Annotated in this window: 28 protein-coding genes, 1 tRNA gene and 3 pseudogenes; 21 read left to right on the top strand and 11 right to left on the bottom strand. The window is 61.9% G+C overall.

Going from position 1 to position 25,764, the window contains the following annotated elements; genetic code table 11:
* Positions 1-39 precede the first annotated feature (39 nt).
* Genes NV64_RS02120 through NV64_RS02140 form a run of 5 tightly spaced genes read right to left on the bottom strand, consistent with a single transcriptional unit; the run spans position 40 to position 5,042 of the window.
* Positions 40-999, bottom strand: a complete 960-nt coding sequence (locus tag NV64_RS02120; RefSeq protein WP_101505218.1) for an HpcH/HpaI aldolase/citrate lyase family protein — start codon at positions 997-999, stop codon at positions 40-42.
* Positions 999-2,078: a cysteine protease StiP family protein gene (locus tag NV64_RS02125; RefSeq protein WP_101505219.1), complete on the bottom strand. Its 1,080-nt coding sequence runs from the start codon at positions 2,076-2,078 to the stop codon at positions 999-1,001. The genes NV64_RS02120 and NV64_RS02125 overlap by 1 nt, the downstream gene beginning before the upstream one ends.
* Positions 2,071-2,853 (bottom strand): hypothetical protein, encoded by a 783-nt coding sequence (locus NV64_RS02130; RefSeq protein ID WP_101505220.1) that lies wholly within the window; start codon positions 2,851-2,853, stop codon positions 2,071-2,073. Before NV64_RS02130 ends, NV64_RS02125 begins: the two co-directional genes overlap by 8 nt.
* Positions 2,846-3,973: a phosphoribosyltransferase domain-containing protein gene (locus NV64_RS02135; RefSeq protein WP_056239247.1), complete on the bottom strand. Its 1,128-nt coding sequence runs from the start codon at positions 3,971-3,973 to the stop codon at positions 2,846-2,848. Before NV64_RS02135 ends, NV64_RS02130 begins: the two co-directional genes overlap by 8 nt.
* 10 nt (positions 3,974-3,983) lie before the next feature.
* Entirely contained in the window at positions 3,984-5,042 is a 1,059-nt protein-coding gene (locus NV64_RS02140) for an ATP-grasp domain-containing protein (RefSeq protein ID WP_056239248.1), read from the bottom strand.
* 320 nt (positions 5,043-5,362) lie between these two features.
* Here NV64_RS02140 and NV64_RS02145 point away from each other — a divergent pair, with 320 nt between their 5' ends.
* The 8 genes and pseudogenes from NV64_RS02145 to NV64_RS24445 all read left to right on the top strand — a co-directional run.
* Entirely contained in the window at positions 5,363-5,947 is a 585-nt protein-coding gene (locus NV64_RS02145) for a TerD family protein (RefSeq protein WP_056239250.1), read from the top strand.
* Positions 5,947-7,125 carry a TerD family protein gene (locus NV64_RS02150; protein WP_101505221.1) on the top strand — a complete coding sequence of 393 codons (1,179 nt, stop codon included), beginning with the start codon at positions 5,947-5,949 and terminating at the stop codon, positions 7,123-7,125. The genes NV64_RS02145 and NV64_RS02150 overlap by 1 nt, the downstream gene beginning before the upstream one ends.
* 20 nt (positions 7,126-7,145) lie before the next feature.
* On the top strand, positions 7,146-7,601 hold the full coding sequence (locus tag NV64_RS02155) for a tellurite resistance TerB family protein (protein WP_056239257.1): 456 nt from the start codon (positions 7,146-7,148) through the stop codon (positions 7,599-7,601).
* Positions 7,602-7,626: 25 nt separating this feature from the next.
* On the top strand, positions 7,627-8,664 hold the full coding sequence (locus NV64_RS02160; protein ID WP_056239260.1) for a TerC/Alx family metal homeostasis membrane protein: 1,038 nt from the start codon (positions 7,627-7,629) through the stop codon (positions 8,662-8,664).
* 51 nt (positions 8,665-8,715) lie between these two features.
* Positions 8,716-9,294 (top strand): TerD family protein, encoded by a 579-nt coding sequence (locus NV64_RS02165; protein WP_101505222.1) that lies wholly within the window; start codon positions 8,716-8,718, stop codon positions 9,292-9,294.
* Positions 9,295-9,359: 65 nt separating this feature from the next.
* Positions 9,360-9,935 carry a TerD family protein gene (locus NV64_RS02170; protein ID WP_056239266.1) on the top strand — a complete coding sequence of 192 codons (576 nt, stop codon included), beginning with the start codon at positions 9,360-9,362 and terminating at the stop codon, positions 9,933-9,935.
* A gap of 68 nt (positions 9,936-10,003) precedes the next feature.
* A complete protein-coding gene (locus NV64_RS23055) occupies positions 10,004-10,177 on the top strand; it encodes a TerD family protein (RefSeq protein WP_146005433.1) in 174 nt (57 codons plus the stop codon).
* Positions 10,159-10,299, top strand: a pseudogene (locus tag NV64_RS24445) (VWA domain-containing protein); the annotation flags it as partial. The gene NV64_RS23055 and the pseudogene NV64_RS24445, both read left to right, overlap by 19 nt.
* Positions 10,300-10,351: 52 nt before the next feature.
* Here the strand turns inward: NV64_RS24445 and NV64_RS23630 are convergent.
* The gene (locus NV64_RS23630; RefSeq protein ID WP_199177609.1) at positions 10,352-11,179 is read right to left on the bottom strand and encodes a hypothetical protein; all 828 of its coding nucleotides are present in this window, start codon (positions 11,177-11,179) and stop codon (positions 10,352-10,354) included.
* Positions 11,180-11,399: 220 nt separating this feature from the next.
* Positions 11,400-11,816, bottom strand: a complete 417-nt coding sequence (gene uraH, locus NV64_RS02185; protein ID WP_101505223.1) for a hydroxyisourate hydrolase — start codon at positions 11,814-11,816, stop codon at positions 11,400-11,402.
* Positions 11,817-11,948: 132 nt separating this feature from the next.
* On the opposite strand from uraH, the gene hprR reads away from it, so the two are divergent.
* Positions 11,949-12,620, top strand: a complete 672-nt coding sequence (hprR, locus tag NV64_RS02190; RefSeq protein ID WP_101505224.1) for a response regulator transcription factor HprR — start codon at positions 11,949-11,951, stop codon at positions 12,618-12,620.
* 1 nt (position 12,621) lies between these two features.
* Positions 12,622-14,007 carry a heavy metal sensor histidine kinase gene (locus tag NV64_RS02195; RefSeq protein WP_101505225.1) on the top strand — a complete coding sequence of 462 codons (1,386 nt, stop codon included), beginning with the start codon at positions 12,622-12,624 and terminating at the stop codon, positions 14,005-14,007.
* Here NV64_RS02195 and vapB read toward each other — a convergent pair.
* From vapB to ampC, 3 genes and pseudogenes are all read right to left on the bottom strand, one after another.
* Positions 13,991-14,263, bottom strand: coding sequence for a type II toxin-antitoxin system VapB family antitoxin (vapB, locus tag NV64_RS02200; RefSeq protein ID WP_101505226.1), 273 nt, complete (start codon positions 14,261-14,263; stop codon positions 13,991-13,993). The genes NV64_RS02195 and vapB overlap by 17 nt on opposite strands.
* Before the next feature lie 294 nt (positions 14,264-14,557).
* Positions 14,558-14,629 (bottom strand) — tRNA-Arg (locus NV64_RS02205).
* Between the two features lie 264 nt (positions 14,630-14,893).
* Positions 14,894-16,048 (bottom strand): annotated as a pseudogene (gene ampC, locus NV64_RS02210) (class C beta-lactamase); the annotation flags it as partial.
* Between the two features lie 133 nt (positions 16,049-16,181).
* Here ampC and ampR point away from each other — a divergent pair.
* A complete protein-coding gene (gene ampR / locus NV64_RS02215) occupies positions 16,182-17,075 on the top strand; it encodes a LysR family transcriptional regulator AmpR (RefSeq protein WP_101505227.1) in 894 nt (297 codons plus the stop codon).
* Between the two features lie 3 nt (positions 17,076-17,078).
* Here ampR and NV64_RS02220 read toward each other — a convergent pair whose 3' ends face one another.
* Entirely contained in the window at positions 17,079-18,023 is a 945-nt protein-coding gene (locus NV64_RS02220; RefSeq protein WP_101505228.1) for a formate/nitrite transporter family protein, read from the bottom strand.
* A 289-nt stretch (positions 18,024-18,312) separates the two neighbouring features.
* Here NV64_RS02220 and ccmA point away from each other — a divergent pair, with 289 nt between their 5' ends.
* From ccmA to NV64_RS23835, 10 genes and pseudogenes are all read left to right on the top strand, one after another.
* Positions 18,313-18,930 (top strand): cytochrome c biogenesis heme-transporting ATPase CcmA, encoded by a 618-nt coding sequence (gene ccmA, locus NV64_RS02225; protein ID WP_056239306.1) that lies wholly within the window; start codon positions 18,313-18,315, stop codon positions 18,928-18,930.
* Positions 18,930-19,589, top strand: a complete 660-nt coding sequence (ccmB, locus tag NV64_RS02230) for a heme exporter protein CcmB (protein WP_101505229.1) — start codon at positions 18,930-18,932, stop codon at positions 19,587-19,589. Before ccmA ends, ccmB begins: the two co-directional genes overlap by 1 nt.
* 85 nt (positions 19,590-19,674) lie before the next feature.
* The gene (locus NV64_RS02235; RefSeq protein WP_056239311.1) at positions 19,675-20,418 is read left to right on the top strand and encodes a heme ABC transporter permease; all 744 of its coding nucleotides are present in this window, start codon (positions 19,675-19,677) and stop codon (positions 20,416-20,418) included.
* Positions 20,415-20,645, top strand: coding sequence for a heme exporter protein CcmD (ccmD, locus tag NV64_RS02240; RefSeq protein WP_101505230.1), 231 nt, complete (start codon positions 20,415-20,417; stop codon positions 20,643-20,645). The genes NV64_RS02235 and ccmD overlap by 4 nt, the downstream gene beginning before the upstream one ends.
* Positions 20,642-21,115: a cytochrome c maturation protein CcmE gene (gene ccmE, locus NV64_RS02245; RefSeq protein ID WP_056239318.1), complete on the top strand. Its 474-nt coding sequence runs from the start codon at positions 20,642-20,644 to the stop codon at positions 21,113-21,115. The genes ccmD and ccmE overlap by 4 nt, the downstream gene beginning before the upstream one ends.
* Entirely contained in the window at positions 21,112-23,067 is a 1,956-nt protein-coding gene (locus NV64_RS02250) for a heme lyase CcmF/NrfE family subunit (protein ID WP_056239320.1), read from the top strand. The genes ccmE and NV64_RS02250 overlap by 4 nt, the downstream gene beginning before the upstream one ends.
* Positions 23,064-23,621, top strand: a complete 558-nt coding sequence (locus NV64_RS02255; RefSeq protein WP_056239323.1) for a DsbE family thiol:disulfide interchange protein — start codon at positions 23,064-23,066, stop codon at positions 23,619-23,621. Before NV64_RS02250 ends, NV64_RS02255 begins: the two co-directional genes overlap by 4 nt.
* Entirely contained in the window at positions 23,618-24,079 is a 462-nt protein-coding gene (locus NV64_RS02260; RefSeq protein WP_056239324.1) for a cytochrome c-type biogenesis protein, read from the top strand. Before NV64_RS02255 ends, NV64_RS02260 begins: the two co-directional genes overlap by 4 nt.
* Positions 24,076-25,299 (top strand): c-type cytochrome biogenesis protein CcmI, encoded by a 1,224-nt coding sequence (ccmI, locus tag NV64_RS02265; protein WP_056239326.1) that lies wholly within the window; start codon positions 24,076-24,078, stop codon positions 25,297-25,299. The genes NV64_RS02260 and ccmI overlap by 4 nt, the downstream gene beginning before the upstream one ends.
* 20 nt (positions 25,300-25,319) lie before the next feature.
* Positions 25,320-25,764: pseudogene (locus NV64_RS23835) on the top strand (MlaA family lipoprotein); the annotation flags it as partial.

Genomic DNA, 25,764 nt, shown 5'->3' on the forward strand with positions numbered 1-25,764 from the left:
CCTCCTGGCATCAACCCGGGTGACAATATCAGTAATTTCTTAAATCTCAGGTAAATAACCGGCCGAAACACGGCGCAGCGGCTGGCCCGCTTCCGGCGCGATGCCGTACACCTGCGCCCTGGCGAGGATCGCCGCCGCCCAGCGCCGGTGCGTTGCCGGTTCACACATCGCACCCTGCGATTTAAACACCGCCTGGCTGGAGTTAAGAATACGCAACGCATCCTCGTGATCGCTGGCCGACACCATCAGCGCCTGCTCAATAATGGCGATCTGGCTCGGGTGGATGGCGGTTTTACCTACCAGCCCGTGGGTAATATCCAGCGCCAGTTCGCTGTCCATAATCTGCCGGTCGTCAATATGCTCACAGACCGGTGCGGTCAGCGCGAAGTCCCGCGAGCCGAACACGGCGATCAGCATCTGAATGGTGTAACCCATCGGGCTGTCGTACAGCGTGTAGTGGCGCGAACGGCGCAGCGCAAGAATGTTCATCAGGTCGTTGCCACCGATGCGCAGCGCCAGGATACGCGACCTTACGGGATGCTGCTGCAGCGTCTCTGCCAGCTCGCGCATCTGCAGCACGTCAAACACCTCTTCCGTCTCCAGGGTTGGCATCAGGCTGAGGTGGCTGTGCTCGAGGATCTGCCACCAGACCGGCAGCGAATCGCGGGTAAATTTCGGCAGCACCAGCCCGTCTATCGCGGCCAGATCGCAGTTTTCCACCAGCCACGCGCCCATCTCACTGTGGCGCGGGCGGATAAACACCAGCGGCCAGTGCGCGCTGCCGGCGGACTGGCGCGCCGCGTTGAGGCTGTTCAGCACCTGCTGCAGGTTGTGCAGCGCCTGCGGCAGATCGTCCTCGCCGATGGCGTCTTCAAGACAGATCACCAGCGAACGCAGGCCGGGGATTTTGTTATGCAGAATAACGTCCGCAATATCATCGCGTACGGCGGGCATATACAGCGTGGCCCCCAGCTGCCAGGGGGAGAGACGTGGCGTCATCACAGCACCTTTTTGATGATAGTCACAGCACGATACTGACCGATATCGTCACCGGCGACGGTAATGGTCAGCCCCTTTTCCCGCGCCAGCGATACCAGCAGCGCTACGTCCGCGTCGTCCAGCGAGCGCACTAACACGTGATCGGGAACCCGGCGCAAAACGGCACGGGTAGCTTCGGCGATGCCCGGCTTGATGCGGTTAACGCTGTCGACCTGATACCGCGCCGCCAGCAGGGCGATAGTGGCGTCGCTGCGTGCCGCCAGGCGCTGCTGTGCTGCCGGGTCCTGCACGCAGGCGGGCAGGGGCTCCCCGGCCAGCGGCGCGGCGCGGGCGGCCACGAGATCGGTCAGCCGCTGGCTGCAGTCGTACTGCGCCAGATGGTTGCAGAGCACGCAGCCGTGCAGCCCCTCATCGGCCCACAGCGAGCGTGAAATCAGGCCGGAGACCGGCGCGCCCATAATGCCGAACGGGATCAGCCAGTCGTCATCGCTGGCGGAAAGCCAGGCGCGGCCGCAGGGATCGGCCAGCACCACCAGCCGCGGCTGCGCCGGATAGCCGGGCCGCCCGCGCAGCGAGCGAATTAACTCGCCGGTGATCGCCCCTTTACCGGTCCAGCCATCGACAAACACCGTGCCCGCGGTGCCATGACGTGCCTCAATCCAGTTCAGCGCCGCGCTGTCAATGCCGCGATCGCGGATAATGCTGATGCCGTAGTGGTGTGACGGGTGGCCCATCGCGCGCAGCGCCTGGTGCAGCATCACGCCCAGCGGCACGCCGGCGCGCACCAGGCTGACCAGCACCACCGGCGTTTCGCCATACTGTGCGGCCAGCGCCCGCGCCAGTTGCGTGACTTCGCGCGCCAGCCGGTCGGCTCCCTGCTCCAGCGCCTGTTCAAACAGCGCCAGATGCTCGCGCCCCGGCTCCGGCTCCTGGCTGAGCATCTCTGAGTAGTGGCGCGAGCCGGACTGGATCAGCTGCTCTTTGCGTTCGACCGGCGTCATCTCGATCTCTACCGGCTTCAGCAGAAAATGGACGTCCTGCGCCCGGTACGATCCGGAAAAAGAGCCCGACTCAGCCATGCGGCGATTCTCCAAAAATAGTCTGGTTAATGCGTTCGGCAAACTGGCTCTGGCGCGGTAAACCGTACCAGCTGCACAGCTTCATAAAGCGGTGATCGCTCAGGCTGTCGCCCAGCCCGATCACCGGAAACACCCCGCGCTCGGCGCGCAGTTTTTCCAGCAGGTAGCTGACCGCCAGCCCTTTTTCCACCACCAGCGGCAGCCACGCGACGTTATTGCTGTTGCGGTGCAGGTAATATTTTGTCGCCGGGAAGCGGCGGTCGATCTCATCGGCGATGGCGTACAGCTCATCCAGCTGCGTGCTGTCGCGGTGCTTCATCACCAGGTAAACCGGCGTGTCGTCATACTCGTAGTTGATCCGCGCCCAGCCGTTAATATTGCGTTCGGCCATCAGCGCGGTAATCGTCTGCTGCATGGCCAGCAGCTCGTCGCGGTAGGGGCGCAGCTTCTCCAGCATCAGCGCGCGCCAGCCGGCGTCCTCCTCACCCTGCGGGTTAAGGATCACCGCGCCGTGGGTGGCGACAGCCCAGGAGTGAAACGGGATCTTCACGCGGGCGATCTCTTCGGTTCCGCGCGCGGTCACCGGGATCAGCTCGCCGTGTTCCAGCATCCAGTCCACCAGCATCGCCTGCTCTTCGGTCATAAAACTGCGCGGCTGCAGGCTGCGATCCAGCGCGCCGGTGCGGAACGGCTCGAGCGCCAGCTCGTCGACCATTTTGCGGCGGGTCTGGAACAGGGTGTCGTCGAGATCGGAAAAAATTACTGGTTTAATCATAGCTGACGATCTCCACGCGGTCGGCAACGCGGCTAAGGGCCTCGGTGAGCTGCGGATCGATGCTCTCTGCCGGCGTCTCGCTGCACAGCAGAATGCGGTCAAAGCGCTGGTGCGCCACGTTATAGACAAAATTAGGAATACCCTGGCCGTAGTTATCGCTGAAGGCGATCGCCGACTCAATGGCGAAGCCGGGGGCGATCGGCGAGCGGGTAGTGGAGCTGTAACGCACCTCGGCCCCCTGCGCCGCCAGCCGTTCTGCCAGCAGGAACGGTTCCCAGACAAACTCGCTGGTGCCCAGCACCAGAATGGTCTCGCCCGTCTGCGCCTGCAGGTGGCGGCCGAGATCGGCGGCCGGTGCGGTCATCCCCAGACGGCCCCAGCTCTGCCTGCCAGTGATGGTTACGCTGCCGGCGGCGCTGACGTTCACCGCCGGCATCACCGGCAGGGGCGCGTCCGGCAGCGGTTGCCAGTCCCAGTGGCCCTGGATCAGCGAAACGCTGCTGACCGGCACCGGGCTGCGCTGCGGCAGCGCGTCGCCGCTCCAGTCGGTCAGCGTCACGGCAATGACCTGCTCAACCTGATCCAGGCCGCCCTCTTTCTGCAGCGCCTCCAGCAGGTTAATAAAGGTATTGCCGGTGGTGGCTTCATCGTCGATCAGCACCAGCGTGCGGGTGGCCAGCACGCGCTGGCGCAGCGCGGGGTCGGCCGGCAGGTAGATCAGATGATCGGTGGCGTGGCTGTGCGCCTCTTTAAACTCGCACAGCAGCTCGCCCGGCTGCGGATGGCGTGTCGACGTCAGATAGATCGCTTCGCTGAAGCGGCCGCGCAGCTCATCAAACACCCCGGCACCCAGCCCGACGGCGGTTTCGGCCATGCCGATAAACAGCACCGGGCCATCGGCAACCGGCGGGAAGCGGTCGGCCAGCTGGCGATAGACGCCGCGCATGGTCTGCGGGCGGACCGGAATATGCCGGCCGAGCACCTTGCTGACGAACAGAAAGGCCCGCTTCGGGTTACGGCGTTCGGCGATCTCAAACAGATCGTCCGGCAGACTGTGGCCGCCGGTCGGCGTAACGCTGAGCGTGCCGCAGGAGAGCGTTCGGCTCCAGGGGGATGTCATAAAGCTATCCTTAATCAATGCGGTTGGTCAGGGACGGGCAGTACGTGACTGCCGTGGTCAGCGCGCGCACGGTGGCCGGCGTGAAACCCTGGCGGGCCTCATCCATCACCTGCTGCTGGCTGAGCAGGCCAAACTGGCGCAGGGCAAACAGCGCCGGCAGGTTGATTCCGCTCAGGCGGGTATAGCCGATGCCGCCGGAGGGGCGCATATTAATTTCCAGCAGCAGCGGATTGCCGCTGTGGTCGTTGCGGGTCTGTACGTTGACCAGACCGTCCGCCTGCATCGCCGCCGCGCAGGCCTGCGCCAGCTCGAAGGCCGCGCCGCTGTTCTCCAGATGCTGCAGCGCGCCCTCTTTGCGCCGCGCCACGGCGGCCAGCACCGTTCCGCGCTCCACCAGCATATCGACCGAGTACTCCGGCCCCGGCAGCCACGGCATCAGCACCAGCGGCTCGCTCTCCGGCGCCGCTTCCAGCGCCTGCAGGTAGGTGGCGGTCTGCACCCGGCGCGAATCCGGCTGGCTGAAAGCCGCCATCGGCGACGCACCGTCATCAAATCGCCAGAATCCCATGCCATAAATACCCTGTACCGGTTTTACGCACAGCGGCAGGCCGTCAAACGGACGGCTGGCGATCAGCTCGCGCAGCTGGCTGGCGGAGTCGGCGCGCAGCGAGGGCACCACCGGCAGATTCAGGCTCTCCATATGGCGGGCAAAGGCGACCTTATCATCCGCCAGCGCCAGCCACTCATCGCTCACCGCGCCGGTGGTCAGGCGGGCACCGCTGGCTTCGATCGCCTCGCGTCGTGCGGCAAACCAGCGCACGTTGCGGCCGGTATGAATCGCCTCAATGCCGTGACTGCGCACGGTGTGCAGGATAAAGGCCAGACGCTCTTCATCGTCTGCCGGTTCGCTCAGCGCATAATCGGCCAGCGAGAGGATCTCATGACGCTGATGGCGGTGCGAGGCATAAACGGATACCGGATGCGGGTACTGCCCGGCACCCGCCTGGATGCCCTGAATGATATCCCGCTGGGAGGATAATCCTTCCATAAGCCAAATTTTACGCGTCATTAGTCGGTTCCGTGCTGAGGGTTTGCGGATGGGAATGGGGTAGCAGTGTAGTAAGCCGTCAAAATGCTGTCAATCATAATATGATGAAAGACTGGTTGGGTAAATATAGACATTTTAATGTAAAGTAATGTCATTTACCGGGCGTCGTTACTCATTCGCATAAGTTATTAACTTATTGTTTATAATATATAAATAAAATTTCTCTGCAATGGTAAAAAATTATTCTTGTGAGAAATGGGCATCATGATATGATTTTTGACTTATGGAGCAGGGTGGTGAACACCATTGCCTTTTCAAACCCCTTTTGAAGGAATGATGACATGGTTTCATTAAGCAAGAACCAGACGGTTTCACTGAGTAAGCACTCTTCCGCGCTGAACAAACTGCATTTCGGCCTGGGTTGGGATCCGATCAAAAAGAAAGGTCTGATGGGCAAGCTGTTTGGCGGCGGTAACGATGCCATCGACCTTGATGCCAGCTGCATCCTGCTCGACGCCTCCGGGCACAAAATTGATACGGTGTGGTTCCGCGACCTCGACTCCTCCTGTGGATCGGTGGTGCACAGCGGCGATAACCGCACCGGCGAAGGCGATGGCGATGACGAAGTGATTAACGTCGACCTGACGCGGCTGCCGGCGCAGGTCGAGTACCTCGCCTTCACCGTTAACAGCTTCCGCGGCCAGACCTTTAACGAAGTGGAAAATGCCTTCTGCCGCGTGGTCGATCAGAACGGTAAAGAGCTGGCCCGCTATCAGCTGAACGAGCAGGGTAGCCATACCGGTATTGTGATCGCCTCGCTGCGCCGCAACGGCGGCCAGTGGGACTTCACCGCCCATGGCCAGGCCAGCAGCGGCAAAACCATCGATGCAATGCAGAGCGATATCCTCGCCACGGTGGTGCGCTAATGACCATGACTCCCGGCAGCAATGCCGCCGTTCCTGCCGCGCAACTGACCGTTCGCGTGCTCGCCGGCGCCGCGGTTGACGCCTCCGCTTTCCGCCTGTTTGCCAGCGGCAAGGTCAACGGCGACGCGGATATGGTGTTCTACGGTCAGCCAAAAAATGATGACCAGACCGTCAGCCTGAGCAGCGCCGGGAATAACACGGCGTTTACCGTTGACCTCAACCGCCTGCAGGCGGACGTGCAGAAGATCGCCTTTACCGTCACCTGTGACGGCAACCAGACCGTGGCCGGGCTGCAGCGGCTGGCGATCCATATTGAACAGGCTGGCACGCTGTTGCTGAGCGGCAACGTTGAGCTGCACGGCCGTCAGGAAGCCGCGCTGATCCTCGGCGAGTTTTACCGCCGTAATAACGAATGGAAGTTCCGCTTTATCGCCCAGGGCTTTAACGGCGGCCTGAAGCCGCTGGCCGAGCATTTTGGCGTAGATATCTCGGACGCGCCGGCGCCAGCGCCTGCCCCGACGCCAGCGGCTGCGCCAGCCCCGGCTCCTGCCGCGCCACCGGCCGCTAAAATCAGCCTGAGCAAGGTTTCGCTGACCAAGGAAAAACCGTCGATCAGCCTGACCAAGCGGGATAATTTTGGTGAAATCCGCATCAACCTCAACTGGCATCGCGGCACCACCTCGGGCGGCGGCCTGCGCGGCATGTTTGGCGGCAACAAGGGCGTGGATCTTGATCTCGGTGCCTTCGTTAAGCTGGATGACGGCTTCAAATGCGTGATCCAGGCGCTGGGCGGCAATTTTGGTTCACTGCAGCAGGAACCTTACGTTCAGCTGCAGGGCGACGATCGCACCGGCGACGTCAGCAGCGGTGAGTGGCTGCACGTTAACGGCCGCGAGTGGAAAAACATCCGTGAGGTGCTGATTTTCGCCTTTATCTACGAAGGCGCGGCCAGCTGGGACAAAACCGACGGCGTGGTCACGCTGCACGTTCCCGACCAGCCGCCGATCGAAACCCGTCTCACCGAGGGGCAAAACCGCCGCAACATGTGTGCGATTGCCCGGCTGGTCAATGAAAACGGCAGCATCCGGGTTGAGCGTATCAACCAGTTCTTTAGCGGCCATTCTGATATGGACAACGCGTTCGGCTGGGGATTCAACTGGCGCGCGGGTTCCAAATAAACACTGACAGAGGATCGAACATGAGTTTTTTAAACAAGGTTAAAGGGGCGTTTAACTCCGGCCGTGAAGAGCTGACCAAACAGGTTAGCCGCTTCAAAAACAAGAAGTTTATGCAGGGTACCGTCGCCGTCTGCGCCCGTATCGCGGTGGCTTCTGACGGCGTCAGCGCCGATGAGAAGCAGAAAATGATCGGCTTTTTACGCAACTCCGAAGAGCTGAAGGTGTTTGACACCACGGAAGTGATCGAATTCTTCAACAAGCTGGTGACCAGCTTCGATTTCGATATTGAAGTGGGTAAGGGCGAGACCATGAAATACATTCTCGCTCTGAAAGACCAGCCTGAAGCCGCCCAGCTGGCGATCCGCGTCGGTATCGCCGTGGGTAAAAGTGACGGCAACTTTGATGCTGATGAACAAAATGCCGTGCGCGAAATTGCCGTCGCGCTGGGCTTTGATCCGACCATTTTCGGTCTGTAACGTCGTTTTTCTCTAAGGATTTTCTATGGTTTCCACGCATATCGGCTTCCCGACTGAAACGGTGATTGTGTTTATCGCCCTCTCCGTCGGCGCTATTTTGATTGACCTGTTTATGCACCGGGGCGATAAGCCCATCTCGCTGAAAAGCGCGGCGCTGTGGTCGCTGTTCTGGGTGGCGGTCGCCATGGGTTTCGCCGGCTTCCTCTACATCCACCACGGTGCTGAAGTCGCCAGCCTGTTCGTTACCGGCTATGCGTTGGAGAAAGTCCTCTCGGTCGACAACCTGTTCGTGATGATGGCGATCTTCTCGTGGTTTGCCGTACCGGACCGCTATCGTCACCGCGTGCTCTACTGGGGCATTATCGGCGCGATCGTCTTCAGGGGCATTTTCGTTGCCATCGGTACCGGCTTACTGAGCCTCGGCCCGTACGTTGAAATCGTCTTCGCGCTGATCGTGGCGTGGACCGCGGTGATGATGCTGAAAAGCGGCGATGACAGCGACGAGATCGAAGATTACTCTCAGCACCTGGCGTACCGCATGGTGAAACGGTTCTTCCCGATCTGGCCGAAGCTGCGCGGCAACGCGTTCCTGTTGAAGCAGCATGAAGTGGATGAGGAGCTGAAAAAGCCGGAAAACAAAGACGTGACCATCGGCCGCGGCGGCAAAGCGGCGTTCTATGCCACCCCGCTGTTCCTGTGTGTGGCGGTGGTTGAACTCTCGGACGTGATGTTCGCCTTCGACTCCGTACCGGCGATTATCGCCGTCAGCCGCGAGCCGTTGATTGTGTACAGCGCCATGATGTTTGCTATCCTCGGCCTGCGTACGCTGTACTTTGTACTGGAAGCCCTGAAGCAGTATCTGGTTCACCTGGAGAAAGCGGTTATCGTGCTGCTGTTCTTTATCGCGGTGAAGCTGGGCCTCAACGCAACCGATCACATCTGGCACCACGGTTACAGTATTTCGGCCACGGCAAGCCTGTTTGTCGTCCTTGGCGTGCTGGCAGCGGGTATCATCATCAGCGTGATGTTCCCCGGCAAGCCCGAGGAAAAGGCAGGAAACTGATCGCGGTAGCCATCGACTAATCTGAGTAAAGATAACTAAGAGGTAATAACAATGGGCGTTTCTCTTTCTAAAGGCGGTAACGTTTCGCTGAGCAAAGCGGCACCAACCATGAAGAACGTGCTCGTTGGCCTCGGCTGGGATGCACGTTCCACCGATGGTCAGGACTTTGACCTGGATGCGTCTGCCTTCCTGCTGACGGCCAGCGGAAAAGTGCGCGGTGACACTGACTTTATCTTTTACAACAACCTGACCTCAAAAGACGGTTCCGTTTCGCATACCGGCGACAACCGGACCGGTGAGGGCGACGGTGATGATGAATCGCTGAAAATTAAGCTGGACCTGATCCCGGCCGACGTCGACAAAGTGGTCTTCGTGGTCACCATCCACGACGCGCAGACCCGTCGTCAGAGCTTTGGCCAGGTCTCCGGCGCCTTTATCCGTCTGGTTAACGATGACGATAAGAGCGAAGTGGCGCGCTACGACCTGACCGAAGATGCCTCTACCGAAACCGCGATGCTGTTCGGTGAACTCTATCGCCACGGCGCGGAGTGGAAATTCCGTGCGGTCGGCCAGGGGTATGCCGGTGGTCTGGCGTCCGTCTGCGCGCAGTACGGCATCAACGCATCCTAATCTAATGCTCATCACGGGCGGCCACGCGTCGCCCGTCTCCACCACTCATATGCAGGAGCTTTAAAATGGCAGTTTCTCTGGTAAAAGGCGGTAACGTATCCCTGACTAAAGAAGCACCAACCATGAACGTTGCCATGGCGGGTCTGGGATGGGATTCACGCGTCACCGACGGTCAGGCATTTGACCTTGATGCCTCCGTATTTATGGTCGGCGACGACGGTAAAGTGCTGAGCGACAGCAGCTTTATCTTCTTCAACAACAAAACCAGCGCCTGTGGCTCCGTTGAGCACCAGGGCGACAACCGCACCGGTGAAGGCGACGGCGACGATGAGCAGGTTAAAATTACCCTGTCTCAGGTGCCGGCAGAGGTGAAAAAGCTGGTGTTCGCGGTCACCATTTACGATGCGGAAGCGCGTAAGCAGAACTTCGGCATGGTCAGCAACAGCTACATGCGCATTTTCAACAACGACAACGGCGGCGAAATCGCCCGTTTCGACCTGTCTGAAGATGCCTCAACCGAAACCGCGATGGTATTCGGTGAGCTGTACCGTCACGGCGCAGAGTGGAAGTTTAAAGCGGTCGGCCAGGGCTTCGCCGGTGGCCTCTCCGCGCTGGCTTCCCAGCACGGTGTTAACATCTAATCACCCCGCAGCAGCAAACCCCGGCTGGTCCGGGGTTTTTTTTAGCTTTTTTTTGAGGAGATGGCCCGATGGATTTGCAGGCTGGTCAGAACATACCGTTAAGCCGCCCGACGCTGACGCTACGGCTGGAGTATGAGGCAGGCGCCGCGTTTCGCAGTGAACCCGACACCTGCGTGTTCCTGCTCAACGCGGCCGGTAAGGTCCGCGGCGATGACGACTTCGCTTCACAGACCGGCGTATAGATAACACCCACTTCTTCGCCATCGACGACGTTGCCAGCCTGCCGGACGAAAGGCTTTACGACCTGCTGCTGGAGGAGTTCAAGACCTGGCTGGACGAGGCGAAGGCCGACCGGATTTACTGAGCCGGTGCGCCGACAACGCCCGGCCTGTGCCGGGCGATTTTCAGGCTTGCCGTTAAGCACCCCACCAGCGGTTACGTAACGTCCTGATGGTGGCATCGGCACGCAGCGGGCGACCATCGGGACCGCGCAGCGCGACCGATCCGGCAGGCAGGCCAAACAGCTCCTCAATGGTTTGCCTGATGGTACCCACGCTGGCATCGGCGCGGGCGATTTGGCGGCGAACCTTACGGCCGTTGCGGCGTGCGGTATCTGTTGACGCGCCGTTGTCGTCCGGCTCAGACTCATCTTCGTCTTCGTCTTCGTCTTCGTCTTCGTCTTCGTCTTCGTCTTCGTCTTCGTCTTCGTCTTCGTCTTCGTCTTCACCCACCTGCAGATGGCTTTTATCATCATCGCTGTCGGCATAAGCACAATCATCAGAGTCCGCTGAGGCTGCGGGTTCAACGGCATCACCATCTTCTCCCTCTGAGTCGTTCAGCGCGAAACGTTGCCAGCTGAACTCGTCGGCGGGCAGCCACAGCGCACCGTCCTGCAGGTGATAGCGGGCCTGAGCGCGCTTAACCGCAATCTCATCGCTGAAATGGGACTCAACCCCAGGCAACGGGCGAAACGCAGCGGCCAGCGCGCGCAGCGCCGCAGGGCTGCCGCAGACGGCGAGAAACAGCGACCAGCACGGCTGGCCGAAATTAACGCTGGCCAGAGACTGGCTGTAGACCGTTGCGGACGCAGCCGGATCCTCTGCCGCCAGCCGGGCCAGCGCCGGGGCAAGAATATCCTCCAGCCCGAAGCCAGCGCGCTCCAGGCTGTCCAGGTTAATCTCTACCGTTGCCAGTGCGCCAGCGGTGTAACGGAAATTTAGTTCAGAGCGGGAACGGATGGTCATAGGAAATCCCTTTGCGGTGAAGTAAGCGGAGTTGGATGCTCAGGCAAGGGTTATCGGCAGCTGGCGGAGGAAATTGAGTGGATAAGCAGATTTTCCACCGCGATAGTGGAGATAAAAGGCAGGTTCTGAAGAGGTTCCACAATCGTCGATATCCGGGTTTACCTCCAGCGCGGCTGGCTTCCCCCGTTCAGCCGGGGGAAGCGGTCACAGATACCGGGACTTAGCTGCCGCGATAGGTGGAATAGCCGTACTGGCTGAGCAGCAGCGGCACGTGGTAGTGCTCCTGGGTGCTGGAGATGGTGAACACCACCGGGATCTCCGGGAAGAAGCTCTCCTGCTGGTGGGCGTGGAAATAGTCGCCGGTGGCGAACACCACGCGATAGGTACCGGTCTGCTTCACCGCGTCGGGCATCAGCGCCTTGATGCGGCCCTGATCATCGGTGACGTCGCGGGCGAGGGATTTCCAGCCGCTGCCCTGTTTCTGCTCCAGCGTAACCGTAACGCCCGCCGCCGGTTTGCCGGTCTGTTCGTTCAGCACGTGGACGCTCAGCAGGTTAGCGGCCGGGGTGGCGGCCTGCAGCGGGGAGGCAGCGGCCAGCAGCAGCGCGGAGGTCGCGCTTAACAGTGTGTATTTCATCGTAGTTCTCCTGAGTAAGTGACCGCCATCCTCGCATGCCCGGCCGCCGCCCATGCTGACAGCCTGATGACAATCCTGTCATCTGAGCAAAAAGCCGGTGCCGCACGCCGGGAACTCTGCCAGAATTCCCTCATGAAAATTTTGCTGATTGAAGATAACGCCGGCACTCAGGCGTGGCTGGTCAAAGGCCTGCGCGAAGCGGGCATCCAGGTGGACGCGGTGGCCGACGGCCGCGACGGGCTGCAGCTGGCGCTGGAGCAGGAGTACGCGCTGATCGTGCTGGATATTATGCTGCCGGGCATGGACGGCTGGCAGGTGCTGCGCACCCTGCGCACCGCCAAATCCACCCCGGTGCTGTGCCTGACCGCCCGTGATTCGGTGGCCGACCGGGTAAAGGGGCTGGAGCTGGGGGCCGACGACTACCTGATCAAACCCTTCTCATTTGCCGAACTGCTGGCGCGGGTGCGCGCGCAGCTGCGCCGCCACAGCCAGGTGGCCAGCCAGCTGACCCTCGCCGACCTGCAGATTGATGCGCTGCGCCACAGCGCCAGCCGCGCGGGCACCGCGATTAACCTGACGCCGCAGGAGTTTGCGCTGCTGTGGTTTCTCGCCAGCCGCGCCGGCGAAATCCTGCCGCGCACGCTGATCGCCAGCGAAGTGTGGGGCATCAATTTCGACAGTGAAACCAACGTGGTCGACGTGGCGATCCGCCGCCTGCGCCGCAAAATTGACGACCCCTGCGAGGTGAAACTGATTGAGACGGTGCGCGGCATGGGCTACCGGCTTAGCGTGGGGGAGGGCTGAGATGCAGCGTCCCTCGCTGACCGTTCGACTAACGGTGGCCTTTACCCTGCTGGTGGCGCTGACCTGCGGGCTGGTCAGCGTTTCGCTCTACCGTTCGCTGGCCGCCGAACTGGTCTGGCGCGATAACCAGACGCTGGTCAACCGCGCCGCCCAGCTGCGCCAGCTGCTGCTGGACGGCGCGGAGGCGCGCACGCTGCCGCTCTACTTCAACCGCATGATGAACACGCGGCAGGATATCCTGCGCATCACGCGCGGGGAGGCGGGGGCGATCGTCGACATTAACCACAGCGGCCTGCGGCTGCCGGCGATGGAGGCGCTGCCGGCCGACGTTGCCCCCACCGTTGCGCGGCTACACCAGTGGCGCACCGGCAAAGGCACCGACGCCGCGGCGCTGGCGCTGAGCGGCCGCGATGCGGCGGGTCCGCTGATCATCACCGTGGCGCGTATCGCCGAAGAGCGTCAGCAGGTGCTGCGGCAGTATCGCCAGCACAGCCTGCTGTTCTGCCTGGCGGCGGTGCTGCTGGCGGCGGCGATCGGCCCGCTGGCGATCCGCCGCAGCCTGCGCGCCATCGCGCAGCTCAGCCAGCAAACCGCACAGACCGACAGCCGCGGGCTGGCCGCGCCGCTGCCGCTGCAGGGTCTGCCTGCCGAACTGCTGCCGCTGGGAAGCGCGCTTAACCAGATGCGCCAGCGGCTGGCGGAGGACTTCACCCGGCTGACGCAGTTTGCCGACGACCTCGCCCACGAACTGCGCACGCCGGTCAACGTGCTGCTGGCGCAGAATCAGGTGATGCTGCAGCGCCCGCGTCCGCCGGATGAGTATGAAGGGCTGCTGGAGAGCAATATTGAAGAGCTGGAGCAGATGACCCGGCTGATTGAAAACATCCTGTTTCTGTCGCGCGCCGATCACCGCAATATCGCCCTCAGCCTGACGCCGGTCGACCTGCCGCGCTTTACCCACCGGGTGGTGGCATTTCTGACGCCGCTGGCGGAAGAGCGCGAGATCCGCCTGGAGGTCACCGCCAGCGGCGAGGTGATGGCTGACGAACTGCTGCTGCAGCGGGCGCTGACCAACCTGCTGACCAACGCCATCCGCCACTCGCCTGAAGGGGAAACCGTGCGGATCGACAGCGACCGCGACGATAACGGCGTTACCCTCAGCGTGACCAACCGCGGCGACCCAATCGCGGACGCCGATAAACTCTTCACCCGCTTCTGGCGCGCCGACAACGCCCGCCACACCCCCGGCAGCGGGCTGGGGCTGGCGATTACCCGTGCAATTGTGCAGCTGCATGGCGGGGAGATTGAAGTGGTGCATCAGCAGGGTGAGAATCGGTTCAGGGTGAGGTTGCCGGGTAGGGCGGAGAGATCTAAAGGTTCGGGTTAGTCGCGGATAGCATCGTCTGTGGGGGGGGACCAGTCTGTCTGACCTGGCCATCTGGTTGTTCCCTGGCGCTCATGAAGTCAGAGGTGACACCGTTGCTGTCAAACCAGGAGTCCCAGCTTTCAGTTGCTTGCGTAATGATACGCGTGCGGACAGTTGCCACGATATCGACCTGCTTCATATCATCAGGCAGGGCAACAGCTTTGGTCTGGCGCATCGCCTGACTGCGGTTGTTTTTGAACACTGTGTTTTTTTTCATGCCGGATGACCTCATTTGTTCAGAGAAAGAAAGGTCGGACCTCCTACTTTACGCCGGTAATGAACGAAGGGAAGAGGTCAGTAGGACTTCTCTGTGGGCTTGGCTGCGTCTACCTGCTTTAGCGTGAGCATGGGTAAAATTCCGGTGAGTAAATTTATTTACTCGTTTTTTACCCGCTGAAGCGTGCGGCTGTCAACGAACTGTTGCGAACTGGCACGAACTGATGTTTATGGTACTACTTGAGTTTAAAGGGTTATTGCGAACTACTACGGAGGGTGGCGAACTGTAGGAAAGTGTCCCCTGCAGGAATCGAACCTGCAACTAGCCCTTAGGAGGGGCTCGTTATATCCATTTAACTAAGGAGACAGCGGCGGGCAGTATAGCGCAATACTCGACAAAGATTAACCACTTACCCGGCTGACTGCGCATTTAACCAGCAGTCGGCCTTAGTCAGCCGTGCCGTATCGAACTCTCCCGATACGAAACCGCACCGGGAGCCTCCGCTTACTGCTTCGCCGCGCTCTGCTGCTGCTCCTTCGCCGCGCTCTGCTGCTGCTCCTTCGCCGCGCTCTGCTGCTGCTCCTTCGCCGCGCTCTGCTGTTGCTCCTTCGCCGTACTCTGCTCCCGGTCCAGCGCCTGCAGAATTTTCAGTGCCGCCTCAACCCGCACCGGCAGCGCAAAGTTCTTATTGGCCAGCATCACGATGCCGATCTTCTGCTGCGGCACAAAGGCGATATAGCTGCCGAAGCCGTTGGTGCTGCCGGTTTTATTGACCAGCGAGGCGGCCACCGGCGGTTGCGCGGGGAGCAGCGCCAGGGCCTTCTTCGGCTGCAGCGCGACGCCGTTGGCGCTGTCGGCAACCAGCCGTTTGGCATCAACCGGCCAGTCCAGCGTCTCCCAGCCCAGCCCCTGGTACATATCGCCGAACCGGTAGTAGCGGGTCTGCGCGCTGGCGATGGCTTTCTTCAGCGTGGCGTCGCCTGCGGGCAGGCTTTGCGGATCCATATTGGCCTGCATCCAGCGCGCCATATCCCGTGCGGTCGATTTTACGCCGTAGGCCTGTTGATCGAGCATGCCGGGCGTGACGCGCACCGGTTTGCCGTCGCGGTAGCCCCATGCGTAGTCAGCCTCCTTTGCTTTGGGCACCGTAATAAAGGTGTCGTTAAGCTTTAACGGCGTAAACAGGTATTTATTCATATAGGTTTCAAACGACAGCCCGCTGCGCTGCGCCGCCAGCTGGCCAAACAGGCCAATGCTGGCGTTGGAGTAGTTGCGCATGCTGCCCGCCGGCCACTGCGGCTGCCACTGCTGGTAGTAGTGCCACAGCGCGGCCTGGTCGGTCACCGCATCCGGTACCTGCAGCGGCAGGCCGCCGGCGGTGTAGGTGGCCAGCTGCAGCAGGGTAATGCCGCGCCAGTGGCCGCTCAGCTGTGGCGCGTAGTCCGCTGCCGGGTCATCGAGGCGGATTTCACCACGCTGCACCGCTACGCCGCCGGCCACGCCGGTAAAGGTTTTACTGACCGAGCCCAGTTCAAACAGGGTACCGGCGGTTACCGGCTGGCCGCTTTTGATATTCGCCACGCCGTAGTTGAAGTAGTGCGGCGTGCCGTTGACCAGCACCGCCACCGACATGCCGGGGATCTGCTGTTCCGCCATCAGCGGGCTAAGGGTGTCGTTAACGATTTTTGCCACCTGCTGCTGGCTGAGCGGCGTCTGCACCTGCGCCATCAGCGGTGCGCTGGCAAAAGCGGTGAACAGCAGGGTGGTTAAGGTTTTCTTTAGCATTGTGTCATCTTCCATGGAGGGTGATCTGGCCCGGCGGGGTGCGGGTTCCTGTGGTGGATTGTGCAGAGATTGACCGGCGAGGGCAATCGATGATAAATAACGGCTGATAATAGAAAATCTAACAGGAAACCCCGTGACCCGCAGCTATCTTCCCCTTAATGCGCTGCGTGCGTTTGAAGCATCGGCCAGGCAGTTAAGTTTTACTAAGGCGGCTATCGAACTGCACGTCACCCACGCGGCGATCAGCCAGCAGGTTAAGTCGCTGGAGCAGCAGTTGCAGCGTCAGCTATTTATCCGCAACTCGCGCGGGCTGGTGCTGACCCCGGAGGGCGAAAGCCTGCTGCCGGTGCTGAACGACGCCTTTGATCGCATAGCGGAGAGTCTCGATCGTTTTTCACGCGGGCAGCTGCGGGAAAAAATCAAGATTGGCGTGGTGGGCACCTTTGCCACCGGCTGGCTGCTGCCGCGGCTGGCGGCGTTTACCCAGCGTCATCCGCATATCGACGTGCAGCTCTCCACCCATAACAACCGCGTGGACAGCGTTGCCGAAGGGCTGGACTATGCCATCCGTTATGGCAGCGGTGCCTGGCACGGCACCGAGGCGCAGCTGATTTGTGACGCGCCGCTGGCCCCGCTGTGCACGCCGGCGCTGGCGGCCGGGCTGCGTGAGCCTGCCGATCTGCAGCGCTGCGTGCTGCTGCGCTCCTATCGCCGCGACGAGTGGGCCACGTGGCTGGCGGCGGTGGGGGAACCCGCACCGCTGCCCACCCAGCAGGTGATGATGTTTGATTCGTCGGTGAATATGCTGGAAGCGGCACAGGCCGGGCTGGGGATCGCGCTCGCCCCGCCGTCGATGTTTGAACATCTGCTGCGCGGCGAGCGGATCGTGCAGCCGTTTGCCACCACCGTCAGCCTCGGCGGCTACTGGCTGACCCGCCTGCAGTCCCGTGTTGAGACCGACGCGATGCGCGATTTTGCCGGCTGGCTGACAGAAAGCATTGCCCTGCCCGGGGGGCAGGGCGGCTAAACTTTAACCCTCCTGCTCCTGCTCCTGTTTCTGTCCCTGCTCCTGCTGTTTCTTCTTCTTCTTCGCCTCGGCCTGCGCCTTGGCTTTGGCCTTATTGCTCATATCGTTGCGGATCTGCGCGTGGCTGATCAGCGCAAAGATAAAGGTGCCGCCGATGATATTGCCGGCCAGCGTCGGCAGGGCGAACGGCCAGATAAACTGCTGCCAGCTGATGTCACCGTTAAACACCAGGTAGAGGATCTCCACCGATCCGACCACGATATGCGTCAGGTCGCCGAGCGCCACCAGCCAGGTCATCATAATAATCACCCAGATCTTCGCGGCCCCGGCGGAGGGGAACATCCACACCATGGTGGCGATGATCCAGCCGGAAATCATTGCGTTGGCGAACATCTCCCACGGCGAGTTATGCATGATTTTCATGCTGATGCTGACAAAGGCCTCGCGCACCGCGTCGTCAAATACCGGCAGATGGTTGAAGGCCAGCGCCGCCAGCCCGGTGCCGAGCAGGTTGCCGGCCAGCACCAGCCCCCACAGGCGCAGCAGCAGCAGCAGGTTGCCGCCGTTCAGCTTGTGCATCACCGGCAGCACCGCGGTGACGGTGTTCTCGGTGAACAGCTGCTGGCGCGCCATAATCACGATCACAAAGCCGAAGGTATAGCCGAGGTTCTCCAGCAGAAACGCGCCGGGCACCCCCTCCAGGTTGGCCTGGAAAATGCCTTTGGCCATCAGCGACGCGCCCATCGACAGCCCGGCGGCGATGGCGGAAAACAGCAGCGCCATCGCGTCGCGCTCCAGCTCCTTTTCGCCCTCCTGGCGGATCTGTTCATGCACCGCCGCCGCCCGCGAGGGCAGGGCCTCTTCGTCTACCTCAATCTCCTCCCCGCGTTCGCTCTCTTCGCTGTCGACTTCGTTGGTTTCGTTTTTATCATTTTGAGCGTTTTCCATCATTTCCCCGGCAATCTGAGTGTCAAATAGTAAGCATAGCCCGGCTTTTCTTGCACTCGGGTGCAAAAAAGAAGAAAATACGCGGCGCGTCAGGGAGGGCGGGACGGACATCAACACGTAACATCAGTCGTTTAAAAGGGTAACAAAGCTTTAAAAACGGCGCGATTTTGAGCAGAAAAAGCCCTTAATACCCGGCCGGCTGGGGGTTGCAGGCCTGCCTTGCCTTCGGAAGGCGCAATAATTGTGGTACTATCCGCCATCAAATTTAACATCACGCGATGCTTCCCTCATGCTTGAAGCCAGAAACCTGACCCTTGTCCGCGACGAGCGGGTGCTGTTTTGCGATCTCAGTTTTACCGTAGCGGCGGGGGATATCGTGCAGGTGGAAGGGGCGAACGGTGCCGGTAAGACCTCGCTGCTGCGTCTGCTGACCGGGCTGAGCCGCGCGGAGCAGGGCGAGGTGCTGTGGCAGCAGAAAAGTATTCTGCAGCAGCGGGAGAGCTGGCATCAGCAGCTGCTCTATCTTGGTCACCAGCCGGGGGTGAAGGCGGTGCTGACCCCGTTTGAGAATCTGCGTTTTTACCACCCTGACCACAGCCAGGACGCGCTGTGGCAGGCGCTGGAACAGGTGGACCTCGCCGGTTATGAAACGGTGCCGGCAGGCCAGCTCTCCGCCGGCCAGCAGCGGCGGGTGGCGCTGGCGCGGCTGTGGCTGAGCCAGGCGCGGGTGTGGATCCTCGATGAGCCGTTGACGGCGATCGATAAAGCCGGCGTGGCGGCGCTGACGGCGCTGTTTGTGCGCCATGCGCGGCAGGGCGGAGCGGTGATCCTCACCACCCACCAGGATCTGCCGGAGGCGATGCACCCGATCGGCCGCATCTGCCTCACCGCGCCGGAGGCCGCCTGATGTTTATCCGGGTGTTAAAGCGTGAGCTGCGCATCGCCCTGCGCAGCGGCGGCGAGATTGCCAATCCGCTGTGGTTCTTCCTGATCGTGATTACGCTGTTTCCACTCGGCGTGGGGCCGGAGCCGCAGCTGCTGGCGCGCATCGCGCCGGGCATCGTCTGGGTGGCGGCGCTGCTGGCCTCGCTGCTGGCGCTGGAGCGGCTGTTCCGCGATGACTTTATCGACGGATCGCTGGAGCAGTTGCTGCTGCTGCCCACGCCGCTGCCGCTGACCGTGCTGGGAAAAGTGGCGGCGCACTGGATGGTGACCGGGCTGCCGCTGCTGATCCTGTCGCCGCTGGTGGCGCTGCTGCTGTCGCTGGATATGGCCAGCTGGCGGGCGGTGGCGCTGACCCTGCTGCTGGGCACGCCGACGCTGAGTTTCCTCGGGGCGATCGGCGTCGGGCTGACGGTCGGCCTGCGGCGCGGCGGGGTGTTACTGAGTTTACTGGTACTGCCGCTGGCGGTACCGGTGCTGATTTTTGCCACGGCGGCGATCGATGCCGCCGGCCAGGGGCTGCCGATCGACGGCTACCTGGCGATCCTCGGCGCGCTGCTGGCGGGCAGCGCGGCGCTGGCACCTTTTGCTACCGCAGCCGCGCTGCGGGTAAGCGTGCAGTAAACGTTAAGAAAATAATAAAACCGACTGTCACCCTTAACGGCGCACCTGATTCAGAACGATTATTTTTACTGTGAGCAAGAAGACAATGTGGAAATGGATCCATCAGCTGGGCCAGCCTGAGCGGCTGTACCGGTTATGCGGGCGTTTTATCCCGTGGTTTGCCCTGCCCGGCGTTGCCGCGCTGCTGCTCGGCTGGGCGTGGGGCTTCGGCTTTGCTCCCGCCGATTATCAGCAGGGCAACAGCTACCGTATCATTTACCTTCACGTGCCGGCGGCGATGTGGTCAATGGGCATCTATGCCTCAATGGCCATCGCCGCTTTCACCGGGCTGGTGTGGCAGTGGAAAACCGCCGACCTCGCCGCCGCGGCGATGGCTCCGGTGGGCGCGGTCTACACTTTTATCGCGCTGGTAACCGGCTCGGCCTGGGGCAAACCGATGTGGGGCACCTGGTGGATCTGGGACGCGCGCCTGACCTCGGAACTGGTGCTGCTGTTCCTCTACATGGGCACCATCGCGCTGTATCACGCCTTTGACGACCGCCGCACGGCGGGGCGCGCGGCCAGCATTCTGATCCTGGTTGGCGTGGTGAATCTGCCGATCATCCACTACTCGGTGCAGTGGTGGAACACCCTGCACCAGGGCTCCTCCGGCGTGCTGCAGCAGGCGATAGATCCAAGCATGCGCATTCCGCTGCGCTGGTCGATCCTCGGTTACCTGCTGCTGTTCGTCTCTCTGACCCTGATGCGCCTGCGCAACCTGCTGCTCTCCGCCGAGCGCCATCGCCCGTGGGTGCTGGCGCTGGTTAACCACGGAGGGCGCAAAGCATGAATCCGGCTTTCTCTTCCTGGGCGCAGTTCTTCGCCATGGGCGGCTACGCCTTTTACGTCTGGCTGGCGGTGGCCTGCACGCTGATCCCGCTGGCCGGGCTGCTGCTGCACACCCTGCTGCAGCGCCGCAGCCTGCTGGATGAGATCCGCCAGCGCCAGTTACGCGAGCAGCGCATCCGCGCCGCCAAAGCCAAAAAAGCCGCCGCTGCGGCAGGAGAAGCACCGTGAATCCGCGCCGTAAAAACCGCCTGCTGCTGGTGCTGCTGGTGATCGTCGGGCTGGGGCTGGCAACGGCGCTGGTGATGTACGCACTGCGTTCGAATATCGACCTGTTCTACACTCCGAGTGAAATCATCAACGGCAAGGGCGAAAACCTGCAGAAGCCGCAGCCGGGCCAGCGCCTGCGCGTCGGCGGCATGGTGATGCCGGGCAGCGTACACCGCGATCCGTTAACGCTGCAGGTCAGCTTCCAGCTGTATGACAACAGCGGCGTGGTCAGCGTCAGCTATGAGGGCATCCTGCCCGACCTGTTCCGTGAAGGGCAGGGCGTGGTGGCGCAGGGTGTGCTGCAGGACGGCACGCATATCGTCGCTAAAGAGGTGCTGGCGAAGCACGATGAGAAGTACACGCCGCCGGAGATCAGCGACGCGATGAAGAACAACCATCCGGCCGCCGCGCCGGCGGAGGGGCAGCCATGATCCCGGAAATCGGCAGTTTCCTGTTGTGCCTCGGGCTGGGGCTGTCACTGCTGCTCAGCGTCTATCCGCTGTGGGGGGCGTCGCGCCTTGACCAGCGGCTGATGGGGCTGGCGCGTCCGCTCAGCTACGGCCTGTTTGCCTGCATCGCCGGGGCATTTCTGATCCTCGTGCACGCCTTTGTGGTCAACGATTTCAGCGTCGCCTACGTGGCCAATAACTCCAATACGCTGCTGCCGGTGTGGTACCGCGTGGCCGCCACCTGGGGCGCACACGAAGGCTCGCTGCTGCTGTGGGTGCTGCTGCTCAGCACCTGGACGCTGGCGGTGGCGCTGTTCAGCCGCAGCATGCCGGCCGACGCTATCGCCCGCGTGCTGGCGGTGATGGGGATGATTAACTTCTGCTTCCTGCTGTTTATCACCCTGACCTCCAACCCGTTTACCCGCACGCTGCCGGACCTGCCGATTGACGGCAGCGATCTGAACCCGATGCTGCAGGATATCGGGCTGATTTTCCATCCGCCGCTGCTCTATATGGGCTACGTTGGCTTCTCGGTGGCCTTCGCCTTTGCCATCGCCTCGCTGATGGCCGGCCGGCTGGATACCGCCTGGGCGCGCTGGTCGCGGCCGTGGACCACCGCCGCGTGGGTGTTCCTGACCATCGGCATCGTGCTTGGCTCCGCCTGGGCCTATTATGAGCTGGGCTGGGGCGGCTGGTGGTTCTGGGACCCGGTAGAAAACGCCTCCTTTATGCCGTGGCTGGCCGGCACCGCGCTGATCCACTCGCTGGCGGTGACCGAGAAACGCGGCACCTTTAAGGCGTGGACGGTGCTGCTGGCGATCACCGCCTTCTCGCTCAGCCTGCTCGGCACCTTCCTGGTGCGTTCCGGGGTGCTGGTGTCGGTGCATTCGTTCGCCTCCGATCCGGCGCGCGGCATGTTTATCCTCGCCTTCCTGATTATCGTCATCGGCGGTTCGCTGCTGCTGTACGCCATTAAGGGCGGCAAGGTACGCAGCCGCGTGCAGAGCGAGGTGTGGTCGCGCGAGTCGTTCCTGCTGGGCAACAACGTGCTGCTGATCGCCGCGATGCTGGTGGTGCTGCTCGGCACGCTGCTGCCGCTGGTGCATAAGCAGCTGGGGCTGGGCAGCATCTCGATTGGTGAACCCTTCTTTAACCTGCTGTTCAGCTGGCTGATGGCACCGCTGGCGCTGATGCTCGGCATCGGCCCGCTGGTGCGCTGGCGGCGCGATGAGCCGCAGAAGCTGTGGAAGCGGCTGGCGATCGCCATGCTGGCAACGCTGCTGCTGTCGGTGCTGCTGCCGTGGCTGATGCAGGACCGTATCGAAGCGATGACCGTGGTCGGGCTGCTGATGGCGGTCTGGGTGATTATCCTGACGCTGATGGAGCTGCACGAGCGTGCCACCCACCGTCACAGCCTGCTGCGCGGCCTGCGCCATCTGTCGCGCAGCCACTGGGGGATGGTGCTCGGGCACCTCGGCGTGGCGGTGACGGTGATCGGCATCGCCTTCAGCCAGAACTACAGCGTCGAGCGCGACGTGCGGATGAAGGCCGGCGATACGGTGGACATCCACAGCTACCACTTCACCTTCCGCGACGTGCATAACCTGCAGGGGCCGAACTACTCGGGCGGGGTCGGCATTATTGACGTCACCCGCAACGGCAAGCCGGAGGCCACGCTGCGGGCGGAGAAACGCTACTACAGCGTGGCGCGTACCATGATGACCGAAGCGGCGATCGACGGCGGTATCACCCGCGACCTCTACGCGGCGCTCGGTGAACAGCTGGACGACCGGTCGTGGGCGGTACGCATCTACTACAAACCTTTTGTGCGCTGGATCTGGTTCGGCGGCCTGTTTATGGCCCTGGGCGGCATTTTCTGCCTGCTCGACCCGCGCTACCGTGCGCGTAAGAAAGCGCCGCAGGAGCTGGCATGAACAAGAAAATTCTTTATATCCCGCTGGTGCTGTTTCTGCTGCTGGCGGCGGCGCTGCTGTGGCAGCTGACCCGTAACGCCAACGGCGACGATCCCACCCGGCTGGAGTCGGCGCTGGTGGGTAAACCGGTGCCGGTATTTACGCTGGAGTCGCTGGACCAGCCGGGAAAAACCTTTGACCAGTCGGTGCTGCATGACGGCAAGCCGCTGCTGCTTAACGTCTGGGCCACCTGGTGCCCGACCTGCCGCGCCGAGCACCAGTACCTGAATACGCTGGCCGCTGAGGGCGTGCGGGTGGTGGGTATGAACTACAAGGATGACCGGCAAAAGGCGGTGAACTGGCTGAATACGCTGGGCAACCCTTATGCGCTGAGCCTGTACGACGGTGACGGCATGCTCGGGCTGGATCTCGGCGTCTACGGCGCGCCGGAGACCTTCCTGATCGACGGCAACGGCATTATTCGCTACCGTCACGCCGGCGATCTCAACGAACGCGTGTGGAATGAGCAGGTGAAGCCGCTGTGGCAGAAATACAGCCAGGGGGCCGGATCGTGAAACGTTACCTGCTACTGCTGGCGCTGATGGTCAGCAGCCTCTGTGCGCTGGCGGACAATATTGATACCTATAAATTTGATTCGGTAAATCAGGAGCAGCAGTACCGCCACATTACTGAATCGCTGCGCTGCCCGAAATGCCAGAACAACAGCATTGCCGACTCCAATGCGATGATCGCGGCGGATATGCGGCTGAAGGTGTATGAGCTGCTGCGCCAGGGGCAGACGCCGGAACAGATCAAGGCGTGGATGGTGGCCCGCTACGGCAACTTTGTCTCCTATCAGCCGCCGGTCACCCCCTCAACGCTGATCCTGTGGGTTGGCCCGGCGCTGTTTGTGGCGATCGGCGCGCTGGTGATTATTCTGCGCAGCCGCAGACGCGTGCAGCCCGCCGAACTGGATCCACAGCAGCAGCAGCGCCTCAATGCGCTGCTGCAGAAAGACAGGAAACAACCATGAGCGCCCTGATGTTGACGATACTGCTGCTGCTGATCGCGGCGGTGGCCCTGCTGCTGATCGCCGGCAGCCGGCGCCCGCCTGGCGTCACCGACGATCGTGATACGGTGAATACCGCCTTCTACCAGCGCCGCCTGCAGGAGCTGGAGGAAGATGAGGCACAGGGCGTGGTGGCGGAGCGGCCGGAGATGGTACGTGAGCTGCAGCAAACCCTGCTGCTGGACGTGCCGGGCCAGCAGCCGCCTCAGGCGCGGCAGGTCAGCCGCCTGTGGCTGCTGCCGGGGGCGCTGGTGCTGGTGCTGGCCAGCCTCGGGCTGTACCTGCAGACCGGCGGGCTGCCGCAGGTGCTGGCCTGGCAGCAGGTGAAAAACGAACTGCCGGCGCTGCGCGCCCAGGTGATGGACCCGAACGCGAAGCCGCTCAGTATGGAGCAGCTGGCGCGGCTGGCATTGGGTATCCGCAGCGAGCTGCAGCAGGATCCGCAGAACGTCAACGACTGGATGATGCTGGGCCGGTTAGGGATGGTGCTGAACAACGCCGCTACCGCCGGCCAGGCGTTCCGGCATGCGTTGCAGCTGTCACCGCAGGATGCCGAGGCAAAGCTGAGCTATGCTGAAGTGCTGACCCGCTCTTCCGACCCGCAGGATAACCAGCAGGCCACCGCGCTGCTGGATGAGATGGCGGCCGCGGACGGCAGTAACCTGCGCATTCTGGGCTTGTTGGCATTTAATGCTTTTGAGCGTCAGCGCTATGCGCAGGCCATCGAAGTCTGGCAAAAAATGTTACAGTTATTACCGCCTGACGATGCGCGCGTGGCGATGATTCAGCGCAGTATCGAGCAGGCAAAGACGGAATCCGGCAAGCAGAACAGTCACCTGGCGTTAACGGTCAGCCTGGCCGCCGGGGCAGAAAAAATGTTACCGGCGGGCGGAGTGTTGTATATTTCCGTCTCTGACGGGAGCACGCCGGTTCCCGTCGCGGTAAAAAAGATGCCGTTAAGCCATTTTCCTTTATCGCTCACGCTGGATGACAGCAACGCCATGATGCCGCAGCGGCTGCTGTCGGCGCAGCATCAGGTGCAGGTGCGGGTGCGCATATCGCGCAACGGCAGCGCCAACCCGCAGCCGGGTGACTGGTTCGGTCAGAGCGCGGTCACCCCCTATGACGGTCAGCAGCAGCTTGCGGTGGAGATTAACCAGCAGGTGACGGGCGGTAATCAATAAATCAGTACAGGGAGAACATGATGAACTATCGCCTGACGGGCCTGGCGCTGGCAAGCGTGCTGCTGGTAGGTTGTGCCAGCTCGAAAAATGCCGACGATCCACAGGGCCGTTCAGATCCGCTGGAAGGCTTCAACCGCACGATGTTTAACTTCAACTACAACGTGCTGGATCCCTACGTGGTGAGGCCGGTGGCGGTGGTCTGGCGCGATTACGTGCCGGTGCCGGCGCGTACCGGGCTGGGCAACTTCCTCAGCAACCTTGATGAACCGTCCACGATGGTGAACTACTTTATTGAGGGTAATCCGTACAAGGCGATGGTGCACTTCAACCGCTTCTTCCTGAATACCCTGCTGGGGATGGGCGGCTTTATTGACGTGGCGACCATGGCCAACCCGAAACTGGCTAAGGAAGAGCCGCGCGGCTTCGGTAGCACGCTGGGCCATTACGGCGTCGGTTACGGCACCT

Origin of the sequence: Erwinia sp. B116, from assembly GCF_002865965.1 — a bacterium.
Taxonomy (GTDB): domain Bacteria; phylum Pseudomonadota; class Gammaproteobacteria; order Enterobacterales; family Enterobacteriaceae; genus Erwinia.